The organism is Streptomyces sp. DT2A-34 (assembly GCF_030499515.1).
GTDB lineage: Bacteria > Actinomycetota > Actinomycetes > Streptomycetales > Streptomycetaceae > Streptomyces.
Window position 1 is genome coordinate 1968799 of record NZ_JASTWJ010000001.1, and the last position, 13962, is coordinate 1982760.

The window sequence follows — 13962 nt, forward strand, 5'->3', positions numbered from 1 at the left end:
GACTTGATCGGTTTAGGAGAGCGCGCATGCTTCAGGCCACACCGCTCACCGACGGATGGACCCTGCGGCACGAGGGAGCGGCGCTGCCGGCCGCGGTGCCCGGCTGTGTGCACACCGATCTGCTGGCGGCGGGGGTGATCCCGGACCCGTTTCTCGGGCGGAACGAGGCCGAGGTGGCGTGGGTGGGGCGGCGGGACTGGACCTATGAGACCGACCTGACGGCGGCGTCCGCCCACTCGGCGAACGAACAGCACGAGCAGACCGACCTCGTCTTCGACGGGCTCGACACCGTCGCCGAGATCCTGCTCGACGGTCGGCTCCTGGGCCGTGTACGGAACATGCACCGCTCGTACCGCTTCGACGTGACGGGGCTGAGCGGGCGGCTCTCGGTGCGTTTCGCCTCCGCGTACGCCGAGGCCGAGGCCGTGCGCGGCAAGCTGGGCGAACGGCCCGCCGCGTACGCCGAGCCGTATCAGTACCTCCGCAAGATGGCCTGCTCCTTCGGCTGGGACTGGGGGCCGACCCTGGTGACGGCCGGGATCTGGCGGCCGGTGCGCGTCGAGCACTGGTCGACGGCCCGGATCGCCCGCGTACGGCCCCTGGTGACCGTCGAACAGGGCACCGGGCACGTCGAGTTGGCGGTCGACGTCGAGCGGACCCGGGTCGAGGCGCCGCTCACCGCGGAGGCGACGGTCGGCGGGGTGCGGGCGCGGGCCGAGATCGACGGGACGGGTGGGGTCGTACGGCTGACGGTGCCGGACGCGGAGCTGTGGTGGCCCCGCGGATACGGTGAACAGCCGCTGTACGACGTGGAGTTGACGCTGCTGCAGGGCGAGGACACGCTGGATGTGTGGCGTCGGCGGGTCGGTTTCCGGACCGTCGAGCTGGACCGGCGGCCCGATGAGCACGGCACCGGCTTCACCCTGGCCGTCAACGGCGAGCGACTGTTCGCGCGGGGCGTCAACTGGATCCCGGACGACGTGTTCCCGTCCCGGGTGACCCGCGAGCGGTACCGGCAGCGGCTGCGGCAGGCGGCCGACGCGGGCGTGGACCTCGTACGGATCTGGGGCGGCGGGATCTACGAGAGCGAGGACTTCTACGACGCCTGCGACGAGCTGGGGCTGCTGGTGTGGCAGGACTTCCCGTTCGCGTGCGCGGCCTATCCGGAGGAGCAGCCGCTGCGCGGGGAGGTGGAGGCCGAGGCCCGCGAGAACGTCGTACGGCTGATGCCGCATCCGTCGCTCGTGCTGTGGAACGGCAACAACGAGAACCTGTGGGGGTTCCGGGACTGGGAGTGGGAGTCGCGGCTGGCCGGGGACTCCTGGGGCGAGGGGTACTACCTGGGTCTCCTGCCGCGTGTGGTGGCCGAGTTGGATCCGACGCGGCCGTACACGGCGGGCAGTCCCTGGTCCGGGTCGTGGGACCGGCATCCGAACGACCCGGCGCACGGCACGCACCACTCCTGGGAGGTGTGGAACCGGGAGGACTACGCCGACTACCGGCTGAGCGTGCCGCGTTTCGTGGCCGAGTTCGGCTGGCAGGCGCCACCCGCGTACGCCACGCTGCGGCGCGCGCTGCCGGGCGAGGAGCTCGCGCCGGACTCCCCCGGCATGCTGCACCACCAAAAGGCGGACGACGGGAATGGAAAGCTGCGGCGCGGGCTGGAGCGGCATTTCGCCTTTCCCGAGGGGGACTTCGAGGGGAACTTCGAGGGGCACTTCGACCGCTGGCACTACCTCACGCAGGTCAACCAGGCGCGGGCCGTGGCGGCCGGGATCGAGCACTGGCGGTCGCACTGGCCGGTGTGCGCGGGCACGGTCGTATGGCAGCTCAACGACTGCTGGCCGGTGACGTCCTGGGCGGCGATCGACGGGGACGGGCGGGAGAAGCCGCTGTACCACGAGCTGCGGCGACTGTACGCGGATCGGTTGCTGACGCTTCAAGTGCGGGACGGCGGGCTGGAGTTGGCCGTCGTCAATCAGGCGGCCGAGGGCTGGGCGGGGGCGGTGCGGCTGCGGCGGATGTCCGTCGAGGGGGTGGTGGCCGGCGAGGCGAGTGTGGGGTTCGGCGCCGAGGGGCGGGCGGTGACCCGGGTCGGTGTGCCCAGGGAGCTGGAGCCGGTCGGGCCGAAGGAGTTCCTCGTGGCGGACGCGGACGGTCTGCGTACCGTGCACTTCCCTGTACCGGATCGCGAAGTCCCGTATCCGCGCCCGGAGTTCGACGTGACGCTCGCGCCGGGCGGGGTCGTGGTGACGGCCCGTACCCTCGTACGGGACCTGCTGCTCCAGGCCGACCGGCTGCATCCGGGCGCTCGGGCCGACCGGGGGCTCGTCACGTTGCTGCCCGGCGAAGAGGTGACCATCGGGGTGCACGGCTGGGAGACTCCCGACGCGGAGGCCGCCCGCTCCGCCCTTTACTGCATGGAGCCCAGCCGATGACGGCCACGCCGACCCCCCGCGTCACCATCAAGGACGTCGCCGCGCGCGCCGGCGTCTCCAAGGGCGCCGTGTCCCTCGCCTTCAACCACAAGCCGGGGCTGTCGGAGGCGACCCGGGACCGGATCTTCCGGGCCGCGCGGGAGCTGGGCTGGGCGCCGAACCTCACGGCGCGGACGCTGGCCGGGTCGCGGGTGGACGTGGTGGGCCTCGCGATCTGCCGGCCGGCGCGGCTGCTCGGCCTCGAACCCTTCTACATGGAGTTCGTCTCCGGCGTGGAGAGCGTCCTGACCGAGCACTCCTGCTCGCTGCTGCTCAGGCTCGTACGGAATCTGGACGAGGAGGTCGGGCTCCAGGAGTCGTGGTGGCGGGGGCGGCAGATCGGCGGGTCGATCCTGGTCGACTTCCGTGCGGACGACCCGAGAGTGGCGGCGGCGCAGCGGCTGAAGATGCCGGTGGTCGCGGTCGGGCACCCGTCGCTCACGGGCGGGCTGACCTCGGTGTGGACCGACGACGCCACCGCCGTGACGGAGGCTGTGCGGTATCTGGCCGCGCTGGGGCATCGGCGGATCGCCCGGGTGGGCGGGGCGGCGGCGCTCGGGCACACGTCCATCCGTACGGCCGCGTTCGACGAGGCGGCGGGGGCGCTGGGGCTGGCCGGGGCGTGGCAGGTGGCGACCGACTTCTCCGGGGAGGCGGGGGCGCGGGCGACACGGTCGCTGCTCACGGCTGCGCCGCCTGATCGGCCGACGGCGATCGTGTACGACAACGACATCATGGCGGTGGCGGGGTTGTCGGTGGCGGCCGAGATGGGGCTGTCGGTGCCGGGGGATGTCTCGTTGCTGGCGTGGGACGACTCGCAGTTGTGCCGGCTGACGCATCCGACGTTGTCCGCGATGAGTCATGACGTGCATGGGTTCGGGGCGGAGGTGGCTCGGACGTTGTTCGGGGTGATCATGGGGGATGGGGTGGGGTCGCATCCGGTGCCTACTCCGGTGCTGACTCCTCGGGGGTCCACAGCGCCGCCTCGGTGACGTTCGTACGGGGCTGCGGGTCGTGGTTGGTTGCTCGCGCCCACGCGGCGGAGCCGCATGTTGACACAGCCCCGCGCACCTAAAGGGGCGCTCCCCGCCCCCGGTGTTTGTATGTGACGTTCGCCGCTCCCCCTGCCAGGACTGTGCAGCTACGTTACTCATAAGTAGCATGGGTCCTGAGCGCGCGCTCAGCGCAGCGCACCGCAGCAGTGCCATCCCGCACCTGGAGGAGAGCCATCGTGCCTCGTACCGTCAGGGACGTCGTCTTCGTCGACGGCGTCCGCACCCCGTTCGGCAAGGCGGGCCCGAAGGGCATCTACCACGAGACCCGCGCCGACGACCTCGTCGTGAAGGCGATCCGGGAGCTGCTGCGCCGCAACCCCGGTCTCGACCCCAAGCAGATCGACGAGGTCGCCATCGCCGCGACCACGCAGATCGGTGACCAGGGCCTGACCCTCGGCCGTACGGCCGGCATCCTCGCGGGACTGCCGCAGTCGGTGCCCGGCTACTCCATCGACCGTATGTGCGCCGGCGCCCTGACCGCCGTGACGTCCGTCGCCGGGTCGATCGCCTTCGGCGCCTACGACGCCGTCATCGCCGGTGGTGTCGAGCACATGGGCCGCCACCCGATGGGCGAGGGCGTGGACCCGAACCCGCGGTTCGTCAGCGAGAAGCTGGTCGACGAGTCGGCGCTGTTCATGGGCATGACCGCCGAGAACCTGCACGACCGCTACCCGACCATCACCAAGCAGCGCGCCGACGAGTACGCGGTGCGTTCGCAGGAGAAGGCCGCCAAGGCTTACGCCAACGGCAAGATCCAGCAGGACCTGGTGCCGATCTCCGTACGCCGGACGAACGCCGAGGCCGGCGAGACCGGCTGGGGTCTGGTCACGGCGGACGAGCCGATGCGTCCCGGCACCACCCTGGAGAGCCTCGCCGGTCTCAAGACCCCGTTCCGTGTGCACGGCCGGGTCACCGCCGGTAACGCGGCCGGTCTGAACGACGGCGCCACCGCGTCGATCATCGCGAGCGAGGACTTCGCCCGTGAGAACAACCTGCCGGTGAAGATGCGCCTGGTCTCGTACGCCTTCGCGGGCGTCGAGCCCGAGGTCATGGGCTACGGCCCGATCCCGGCGACCGAGAAGGCCCTCGCCAAGGCCGGTCTGTCGATCGAGGACATCAACCTCTTCGAGATCAACGAGGCCTTCGCGGTCCAGGTGCTCGCCTTCCTGGAGCACTACGGCATCGCCGACGACGACGCGCGCGTCAACCAGTACGGCGGCGCCATCGCCTACGGCCACCCGCTCGCCTCCTCCGGCGTCCGTCTGATGACGCAGCTGGCCCGCCAGTTCGAGGAGCAGCCGGAGGTCCGCTACGGCCTCACCACCATGTGCGTCGGCTTCGGCATGGGCGCCACGGTGATCTGGGAGAACCCGCACCACAAGGACGCCGGAGGCGACAAGTGAGCACCGCTGAACTTCTCAAGGGAGCGGCCGAGCTGTTCCCCGACGAGGTCGTGACGTCCGCGCACGTACGTCACCTCGACCTGCCGTACGGCGCCGGGCGCTTCGCGCTCATCACGCTGGACAACGGCTTCGACCACACCAAGCCGACCACCTTCGGCCCGCAGTCGCTGGCGAACCTCGACACCGCCATCGACCAGGTCGAGGCCGAGGCCGCCGCCGGTGACATCGTCGGCGTCGGCATCACCGGCAAGCCGTTCATCTTCGCCGTCGGCGCCGACCTCAAGGGCGTCGAGCTCCTCAAGGAGCACAAGGACGCGCTCGCCATCGGCAAGGGCGGCCACGAGGTCTTCAAGCGCCTGTCGGCCCTCGCGGTCCCGACCTTCGCGTACTACAACGGCGCCGCGATGGGCGGTGGCGTCGAGGTCGGTCTGCACTGCAAGTACCGGACCGTCTCGAAGGCGCTCCCGGCCTTCTCGCTGCCCGAGGTCTTCCTCGGCCTGGTCCCCGGCTGGGGCGGCTGCACGATCCTGCCGAACCTGATCGGTGCCGACAAGGCCGTCTCGGTGATCATCGAGAACAGCCTCAACCAGAACAAGCAGCTCAGGGGCCAGCAGGTCTTCGACCTCGGTATCGCCGACGCCATCTTCGAGGGCGCCGACTTCCTGGAGCAGTCGCTGATCTGGACCGCCCAGGTGCTGAAGGGCGACGTCGAGGTCGAGCGTCCGGTGATCGACCGCGGTGAGGCCTGGGACCAGGCGGTCGCCAAGGGCCGCTTCATCGCGGACTCGAAGGTGCACGGGGCCGCTCCGGCCGCCTACCGCGCCCTCGACATCATCGCCGCCGCCAAGAACGGCGACCTCCAGCAGGGTTACGACGCCGAGGACAAGGCGCTCGCCGACCTGATCATGGGTGGCGAACTGCGGTCCGGCATCTACGCCTTCAACCTGGTGCAGAAGCGCGGCAAGCGCCCGGCGGGTGCGCCGGACAAGTCGCTCGCGCGCCCGGTCACCAAGGTCGGTGTCGTCGGCGCCGGTCTGATGGCCTCCCAGCTCGCGCTGCTCTTCCTGCGCCGCCTCGAAGTGCCGGTAGTGCTGACCGACATCGACCAGGAGCGCGTCGACAAGGGTGTGGGCTACGTCCACGCCGAGATCGACAAGCTGCTCGGCAAGGGCCGTATCAACCAGGACAAGGCCAACCGCCTGAAGGCCCTGGTCACCGGTGTCCTGGACAAGGCCGAGGGCTTCGCGGACGCGGACTTCGTCATCGAGGCCGTCTTCGAGGAGATCGGCGTCAAGCAGCAGGTGTTCGCGGAGGTCGAGGCGGTCGCCCCGGCGCACGCGATCTTCGCCACCAACACCTCCTCGCTGTCGGTCTCCGAGATGGCGTCGAAGCTCAAGAACCCCGAGCGGGTCGTGGGCTTCCACTTCTTCAACCCGGTCGCGGTCCTGCCGCTCCTTGAGATCGTCCGCGGCGAGAAGACGGACGACGCCTCGCTGGCCACGGCCTTCGCCGTCGCCAAGAAGCTGAAGAAGACCGCGGTGCTCACCAAGGACGCCCCGGCGTTCGTCGTGAACCGCATCCTCACCCGCTTCATGGGCGAGATCCAGAACGTCATCGACGAGGGCACCCCGGTCGAGGTCGCCGAGAAGGCCGTCGAGCCGCTCGGCCTGCCGATGTCCCCGCTGGTGCTGCTGGAGCTGGTCGGCCCGGCGATCGGCCTGCACGTCTCCGAGACGCTCAACAAGGCGTTCCCGGACCGCTTCAAGGTCTCCCCGAACCTCGCGGCCGTCGTCAAGGCGGGCAAGCGCGGCTTCTACGTCTACGACTCCGGCAAGCCGGAGCTGGACCCCGAGGTCGCCGCGCTCCTGAAGCAGGGCGACGTCGTCCTGACCGAGGAGCAGGTCCGCGACCGCGTCCTGGACGCGGTGGCGCAGGAGATCGGGCTCATGCTCGACGAGGGCGTCGTCGCCGAGGCCCAGGACATCGACCTCTGCCTGATCACGGGCGCCGGCTGGCCCTTCCACCTGGGCGGCATCACGCCGTACCTGGACCGCGAGGGTGTCTCCGAGCGCGTGAACGGCAAGAAGTTCCTGGCACCGGGCGTGGCGAGCGTCCCCGCGTAAGCGCTCCGCTGTGAACGCCGGTGCCCCGCATGCCGACTTGGTGTGCGGGGCACCGGCGTTTGTGCGCACGTGCCTGGGGGCTCCGCCTCCAGACGGGTGACGTCCTGTGACGAGTGCCGAAGTCACTCGGAGCTGGTGCTGAGCGGGACCGGTCCCGGGGCGGCGTCGATACCATCCTCACCAGCGGGGCTGGCCGTAGGGGGAGAGGGAACTCGTGGTGCGGGAGTGCTGGTTCTGCGGGAATGCCACACCGGCGTCGTGGCATGACCGTGTGCTGGGGCTGCACCGGGACGCCGACACGACCATGACCCCGTGGATCGTTGTCCTGCGCACCACGTGGCGCCGGGAAGTCGTACATGTGCCACGCTGTGCCCGCTGCCACACCGGACATCAGATCGAGCTGACTGCGGCGGTGCTCTCCATAGCCGCGCTGATCGCCTACGCCGCCAGCGGCCAACTGGACCGACTCCTCGGCATTCTGCCGGCTTCGGCCGGAGAGCGGACGGTCGCAGGGATCTGGGCGGCCGTGGCTTGCCTTCCGGGACTCACCTGGCTCGCCATCAGGCATGGGGGGCTGCCATGGCGGCGCCTGGCCCCCCACCGCCTGGGCTACGCCCGCCACCACCCGGAGTTCGTGCGACTCCTGGACGAGGGCTGGAAACCCAGGCCGGGGCCCTTTCCCTACTGGGGAAACCCGCCCAACCCCCATTACCCTCCGCAGCCGGGCAAACTCCGGCGGCTCATCGGACGCGTCATCGGCCTGGTCGGAACAGCCTGCGCCCTCGCCATCCCCGTCGCCTACTTCCAGGGCTACGAAGAACTGGCCGGAGGTCTCATCGCGGCGGCGGCAGGGCTGTTCGCCCTGTCCTCGAAGATCAAACCCGAGAACTGAACGCCGTCTTCGAAGCACTTCTCGGCCGTCCGGCCGACGAGATCGCCGGTGGCGACCGCTTGTGACTGACTGGCTGATGCTCCATCGCCGCCTGACCCGCGGCTACGAGACTCTCCCGCCCGCTCCGAAACCATGATCCACCTGGCCGAGACCGACCTCATGGCCCGCCGCCTCACCGGCGAGAGCACCATCTCCTGGCGCGACCCGACATCAACGGATCAAAGCCGCATCCCGGGATGAAACAACGGGAGAAATCGACCTCTCAGGCCTCCCGCCAAGCCTCCAACGCCAGCCCCGGCTCGTCCTTGCGCCGGGTGATCAGCAGTTGCCCGGTAGACGGGGACACCGAAGCCGCCACCACCCGCTCCGCCTCGTCCACCGCCAGCCCCACCACCGCGTCCACCGGCAACTGCGGCCCCGACTCGGTCCACCACGCCCCCGCCGACTCCCGCTCCGTCGGATACGCGGCGAAGGCGACGCGGCCGCTCGCCGAGCGCTGGGCCAGCAACGTGCAGTCGTGGCCGTCGAGTTCGCAGCGGATCGCGGACACCGCGCCGGGGCCGGCGGACGGCAGCAACGTCACCGGCTTGGTGCCGGGGCGCCAGGCGCACAGGTCGCCGGAGTCGTCGGCGTAGAAGAGGGTGGAGTGGTCCGCGGAGGTGGCCAGGGCGTGCAGGGTGCCCGCGCGGACCGGGGTCTCCATCGTCTCCTCCAGGAAGGGGACGCCGCCCGGCTTCTCCTGCCGCCAGTGCAGGATGGCGCCGGGGACGGCCGCGTACAGCTCGACCAGTCCGGACTCGCCGGTCACGGCCGCCAACTCGCCTTGTACGTCAAGCCCCTTGAGGTCGCGCCAGGGTCCCCAGCCGCCCACCTCCTTCTGGCCGCGCATGCTCACCCCGCCCGCCGTGTTGGGGACGAAGACATGGGCCCGCCCCTGCGCGTCGACCGTGACGGCGGGCGTGCCGGTGCGGTCGCCGGCCTTGTCCGGGTGGCCGATGGACATCCAGTCCAGGGCGGCCAGGCGCGGCCGGAAGTGCGTGGAGTGGACGAGGCCCGCCTCGCCCGCCTTGGTGGGGCGCCAGGCGGCCAGATGGGCGTAGGAGTCGGCGCCCTGCCCGACCGCGGGCCCGGGGCGCAGCTTCTGGTCGCCTCCGACCCGGCGCGGGGGTTCCCAGGGGCCGCCGGGTCCGAGTTCCGCCCGGCACAGGACGCCGTCGTCGGTCGGCAGATAGACGCTGAGGCGGCCGTCGCGGCCGCGGATGAGCCAGTCGCCGTTCACCGTTTCACCTTATGCGGGGCGGGTTGGTGCTCGCGTGCCGCCCCCTGCCTGGTCAGGCGCGGCACCCGCCGGGCTCGTCGAAGGCCTGGGCGCCGCGGATGCTGTTGATCACAATCTGGAGCGATCGCACATGACTCGGCGGTCAGGTGCGTGCCGCCCGGCGCCGAGAAGGCAGGCTGGACGTCGGCAGCAAAGTCCGTAGGAGAAGGGGAAGTCGACGTCATGACCGACAAGCTCACCGTGAGCGTCCTGGGCACCGGCATCATGGGCGCCGCCATGGCCCGCAACCTCGCCAGGGCCGGACACACCGTCCGCGTCTGGAACCGCACCCGCGCCAAGGCCGAGCCCCTGGCCGCCGACGGCGCGCTCGTCGCCGGCACGCCCGCCGAGGCGGTCCAGGGCGCCGACGTCGTCCTGACCATGCTCTACGACGGTCCCGCGGCGCTGGACGTCATGCGTGAGGCGGCGCCCGCGCTGCGTTCCGGTGCCGCCTGGGTGCAGTCGACGACCGCCGGCATCGAGGCGATCGCCGACCTGGCCGCCTTCGCCCGCGAGCACGACCTCGTCTTCTACGACGCCCCCGTGCTCGGCACCCGCCAGCCGGCAGAGGCCGGACAGCTCACCGTGCTGGCGGCGGGGCCGGTCGAGGGGCGCGGGACGGTGGCGCCGGTGTTCGACGCCGTCGGCGCCCGTACGGTGTGGACCGGCGCGGACGGCGGGGCGGGCACGGCCACCCGGCTGAAGCTGGTCGCCAACAGCTGGGTGCTCGCGGTGACCAACGCGGCCAGTGAGGTGCTGGCGCTCTCCAAGGCCCTGGACGTGGATCCGCAGCGCTTCTTCGATGTGATCGACGGCGGTCCGCTCGACATGGGGTATCTGCGGGCCAAGACCGGGCTGGTCCTGAACGACGGGCTGTCCCCGGCCCAGTTCGCGGTGTCCACGGCGGCGAAGGACGCGCGGCTCATCGTGGAGGCGGGTGAGCGGTACGGCGTACGCCTGGATGTGGCGGCGGCGAGCGCGGAGCGGTTCGAGCGGGCGGCTGCGCAGGGGCACGGGAACGAGGACATGGCGGCGGCGTACTTCGCGAGCTTCGACGAGAAGGGGACGGCCGAGGAGTGAGCCATGCCGTGCGACGCTTGCCCCATGACTGAGGACACCCCGCTGCTCGTGATCGTCGACGCCGCCAATGTCGTCGGATCCGTGCCCGACGGCTGGTGGCGGGATCGGCGCGGGGCCGCCGAGCGGCTGCGGGACCGGCTGGCGGCGGACGGGGTGCCGGGGCGTGCGGGGCCGGTCGAGATCGTGCTCGTGGTGGAGGGGGCCGCTCGCGGAGTGGAGACCGTGCCGGGCGTGCGGGTGGAGTCCGCTCCCGGGAGCGGGGACGATCACATGGTCGAGCTCGTCGCGCGGGCGGGTGGGCGGCCCTGTCTGGTGGTGACCGCGGACCGGGAACTGCGCCGGAGGGTGACGGAGTTGGGGGCGGAGGTGGCGGGGCCGCGTACGGTACGGCCGTAGGGACCCGTGGGGATCCGCAGGGAGCCGTACGGATCGCGCACCTAGGTACGGCTCCGTACGTACAGCACCGCCCCCTCCACCACCCCCACCTCCTCGTACCCCGCCGCGAGCAGCCGCCGCAGACCGGGCACCCGCTGAGATCCGTACGGCTTCCCGCGCGAGTCGTCCACCACCAGCGCCGGCGCCCGCTCGGTCATCTCCTCGCGGAAGACCGCCCACGCCCCGTCGACCGCGTATCGCTCGCCGACCTGTGGGCCGTCGCGTCCCCCGCTGTAGTTGGTGAGGAGCCCCGCCGTCAGATAACGGCTCGCGGGTCTGCGGTCGGCCAGCCAGTACGTCTCGGGGTGTATGCCCCAGACGAGGACCCGCTCCCCCGGCTCGGTCCGCATCGCCACCTCGTCCGCCAGCCTCCTCGCGTGGTCGAGCTCGGGTCGGGGCGCGAGCAGCCCCCAGGTGAGGAACAGGGCGCAGCAGCAGGCCGAGGTCAGGACCGCTTGGGTCAGGCGCTCGCGCGGCAGGATCTGCAGCGCGGCCGTCGCCAACAGGGCGAGGGGCGGCAGGAGTTGGAGGTAGTAGTGGCCGAAGAAGTGGAAGCCGAGCACGACCGCGCCGGCCGACGCGGCCGACCACAGCCAGAGGTCGGCGGCACCCGTGCGGGCCGGCCGCAGCACCCGTAGCACCGGCGGGATCAGTCCGGCGCATGCCACCGCCAGGATCGCCGCGTTCGTCACCCCCCGTACCAGGACGTGGATCTCGGAGCCGGTGAAGGAGGCGTACGCCCCCGATCCCGTGACCGTCCAGAACAGGAACCCCGCCGGGTCGGTCACCACGGCCACCGCCAGCACCGGCACCACCACCCCGGCCCCCAACCGCACCAGTCCCCCGGCCCGGACCTCCCCCGCCGACACGCACAGCCACATCACCGGCACCAGCACCGCCCCGCCGGTCTGTTTGGCGAGGAAGGCGGCCGCGACCGCCAGGCCCGCCGCGCCCCACCGGCGCCGGTCCGCGCACCACATCGCCGCCGCCGTGCACGGCAGCATGAACACCTCGAAGGTCGCGGCCTGGGCATCCTCCGGGTTGAGCCCGACCGAGACCAGCAGATACAGCACTCCGGCCGTCCCGCCCGCCGTATCGCCCCAGCGGCGGCGGGCCAGCGAGGCGAGCAGCACGGCGGTCAGCAGCTGGGCCGCGACGGCCAGGACCCGCACCGATGTAAGCGATCCGGACCCGGCCACCGCGAACGCGGCCTGGTACAGCCACGGCACCAGCGGCGGCTTGCGGTCGACGACCGTGGCGTACAGCTCTCCGCCCTGCGCCAGCAGCCGTGCCTGTACGGCGAGATAGCCCTCGTCGGGGTTCCACAGCGGCCTGGTGAAGGAGGGGATGCGGGTGACGCAGGCCAGCAGGGCCAGGGTGGGGAGCAGCCGTCTCCAGTAGCCGCGTTCCGCACGCGGGGTGGACACGGAGCGTGATGGTGTGAGGAGCTCGGCGACCATGGGGTGAACGCTATCCGGCCCCGCAGTCCCTGCCGAAGCAGGACATACGGGGCCGGAGGGCGGCGGGTTGACCGTCCGTCAACCGCTGGCCTCGACTACGCGGTGTCTCCCTTCGGCGGCTTCGTGACCTCGCCGACAGTCGTCTCCGCGTGCCGTCCGAGCCGGCTGTGGGAGCGGCCGTAGAGGAAGTACACGAAGAACCCGGCGGCCATCCAGATGGCGAACCGCACCCATGTCTCGGCGGGCAGGTTGATCATCAGCCACAGCGAGGCGCACACCGAAAGGATCGGGATGACCGGCACCCACGGGGTGCGGAAGGACCGGTGCAGGTCCGGGCGGGTCCTGCGGAGGATGATCACGCCGATGGCCACGACCACGAAGGCGAACAGGGTGCCGATGTTCACCAGGGCGGCGAGTTCGGTCAGCGGGGTGAAGCCGGCGAGGATCGCGATGACCACGCCGAGCAGGATGGTCGGGCGGTGCGGGGTCTTGAACTTCGGGTGGACGTGGGAGAAGAAGCGGGGCAGCAGTCCGTCGCGGCTCATCGCGAAGAAGACGCGGGTCTGGCCGAGGAGCAGGATCATGCAGACGGTCGTCAGGCCGACGGCGGCGCCGAAGCTGATGAAGCCCGCGTACCAGGGATGCCCGGTGGCCTTGAAGGCGTCGGCGAGCGGGGCGTCCACGGACAGCCGGCTGTAGTGCTGCATGCCGGTGACGACGATCGACACGGCGACGTACAGGGTGGTGCAGATGAGGAGGGAGCCGAGGATGCCGCGCGGCATGTCGCGCTGCGGGTTCTTGGTCTCCTCGGCGGCGGTGGCCACCACGTCGAAGCCGATGAAGGCGAAGAACACGACCGAGGCGGCGGTGAAGATGCCCATCACGCCGAAGTTGGAGGGCGCCCAGCCGAACATCAGCTGGATCAGGGGGGCCTGGAGGCTCTCCCCGGCCTCCACGGGCACCTGCTTCGGGATGAACGGGTCGTAGTTGTCACCCTCGATGAGGAAGGCGCCCGCGATGATCACGACGAGGACGACGGTCACCTTGATGGCGACGACGAGCGAGGTGATCCGCGCGGACAGCTTCATGCCGACGACGAGGACGGCGGTGAGGACGAGGACGAGCACGGCGGCGAGGATGTCGAAGCCGAAGGCGTCGGCGCCCTCCCGGCTGCCCAGGCCGGCGGGCATCTCCCAGCCCGCGTTGTCCATGAGCGACTGGATGTAGCCGGACCAGCCGACGGCCACCACCGCCGTCCCGAGTGCGAACTCCAGGACCAGGTCCCAGCCGATGATCCAGGCGGGCAGTTCGCCGAGGGAGGCGTACGAGAACGTGTAGGCGGACCCGGCGACCGGGACCGTGGAGGCGAACTCGGCATAACAGAGCGCGGCCAGCGCGCAGGCGACGCCGGCCGCGACGAACGCCAGGGCCACCGCCGGCCCGGCGTTGTTCTTGGCGACCGTACCGGTCAGGACGAAGATGCCGGTGCCGATGATGACGCCGACACCGAAGACGGTCAGATCCAGCGCGGACAAGGACTTCTTGAGCGCGTGCTCTGGCTCCTCGGTGTCGAGGATGGACTGCTCGACTCTCTTCGTCCGGAAGAGACTGCTGCTCACGGGGTTTACCTCCCACGCTTGTCGTCCTCGACATGATCGAGAGGGGGCGTGATACGCCTGCCCCGGCGCGGGCGGATTCACACAGATGGGCCGGTCTCGC

Annotated in this window: 10 protein-coding genes and 1 pseudogene; 8 read left to right on the forward strand and 3 right to left on the reverse strand. The window is 71.1% G+C overall.

Annotated elements, in window-relative coordinates:
• The first annotated feature begins 26 nt into the window (after positions 1-26).
• The 6 genes and pseudogenes from QQM39_RS08570 to QQM39_RS08595 all read left to right on the forward strand — a co-directional run.
• On the forward strand, positions 27-2438 hold the full coding sequence (locus QQM39_RS08570) for a glycoside hydrolase family 2 protein (protein WP_301996091.1): 2412 nt from the start codon (positions 27-29) through the stop codon (positions 2436-2438).
• Complete coding sequence (locus QQM39_RS08575; RefSeq protein ID WP_301996092.1) at positions 2435-3469, forward strand: LacI family DNA-binding transcriptional regulator; 1035 nt, start codon at positions 2435-2437, stop codon at positions 3467-3469. Before QQM39_RS08570 ends, QQM39_RS08575 begins: the two co-directional genes overlap by 4 nt.
• Before the next feature lie 239 nt (positions 3470-3708).
• On the forward strand, positions 3709-4935 hold the full coding sequence (locus QQM39_RS08580) for an acetyl-CoA C-acyltransferase (RefSeq protein WP_301996093.1): 1227 nt from the start codon (positions 3709-3711) through the stop codon (positions 4933-4935).
• Positions 4932-7058 (forward strand): 3-hydroxyacyl-CoA dehydrogenase NAD-binding domain-containing protein, encoded by a 2127-nt coding sequence (locus QQM39_RS08585; RefSeq protein WP_301996096.1) that lies wholly within the window; start codon positions 4932-4934, stop codon positions 7056-7058. Before QQM39_RS08580 ends, QQM39_RS08585 begins: the two co-directional genes overlap by 4 nt.
• A gap of 271 nt (positions 7059-7329) precedes the next feature.
• Complete coding sequence (locus tag QQM39_RS08590; protein WP_301996097.1) at positions 7330-7950, forward strand: hypothetical protein; 621 nt, start codon at positions 7330-7332, stop codon at positions 7948-7950.
• 70 nt (positions 7951-8020) lie between these two features.
• Positions 8021-8190, forward strand: a pseudogene (locus QQM39_RS08595) (IS5/IS1182 family transposase); the annotation flags it as partial.
• A 22-nt stretch (positions 8191-8212) separates the two neighbouring features.
• Here QQM39_RS08595 and QQM39_RS08600 read toward each other — a convergent pair.
• Complete coding sequence (locus QQM39_RS08600) at positions 8213-9229, reverse strand: hypothetical protein (protein WP_301996098.1); 1017 nt, start codon at positions 9227-9229, stop codon at positions 8213-8215.
• 222 nt (positions 9230-9451) lie between these two features.
• Between QQM39_RS08600 and QQM39_RS08605 the strand changes: the two genes are divergently transcribed.
• Together QQM39_RS08605 and QQM39_RS08610 are read left to right on the forward strand one after the other, a co-directional pair.
• The gene (locus QQM39_RS08605) at positions 9452-10348 is read left to right on the forward strand and encodes an NAD(P)-dependent oxidoreductase (RefSeq protein WP_301996099.1); all 897 of its coding nucleotides are present in this window, start codon (positions 9452-9454) and stop codon (positions 10346-10348) included.
• A gap of 24 nt (positions 10349-10372) precedes the next feature.
• On the forward strand, positions 10373-10744 hold the full coding sequence (locus tag QQM39_RS08610) for an NTP pyrophosphohydrolase (protein WP_301996100.1): 372 nt from the start codon (positions 10373-10375) through the stop codon (positions 10742-10744).
• A gap of 41 nt (positions 10745-10785) precedes the next feature.
• Here the strand turns inward: QQM39_RS08610 and QQM39_RS08615 are convergent, their stop codons facing one another.
• A complete protein-coding gene (locus QQM39_RS08615; protein ID WP_301996102.1) occupies positions 10786-12243 on the reverse strand; it encodes a glycosyltransferase family 39 protein in 1458 nt (485 codons plus the stop codon).
• Between the two features lie 95 nt (positions 12244-12338).
• Positions 12339-13862 (reverse strand): amino acid permease, encoded by a 1524-nt coding sequence (locus QQM39_RS08620; RefSeq protein WP_301996103.1) that lies wholly within the window; start codon positions 13860-13862, stop codon positions 12339-12341.
• Between the last annotated feature and the right edge of the window lie 100 nt (positions 13863-13962).

Coding starts and splice junctions, on each gene's coding strand:
- QQM39_RS08570 (WP_301996091.1), top strand. CDS start 27: ATGCTTCAGGCCACACCGCTCACCGACGGATGGACCCTGCGGCACGAG.
- QQM39_RS08575 (WP_301996092.1), top strand. CDS start 2,435: ATGACGGCCACGCCGACCCCCCGCGTCACCATCAAGGACGTCGCCGCG.
- QQM39_RS08605 (WP_301996099.1), top strand. CDS start 9,452: ATGACCGACAAGCTCACCGTGAGCGTCCTGGGCACCGGCATCATGGGC.
- QQM39_RS08610 (WP_301996100.1), top strand. CDS start 10,373: ATGACTGAGGACACCCCGCTGCTCGTGATCGTCGACGCCGCCAATGTC.
- QQM39_RS08615 (WP_301996102.1), bottom strand. CDS start 12,243: ATGGTCGCCGAGCTCCTCACACCATCACGCTCCGTGTCCACCCCGCGT.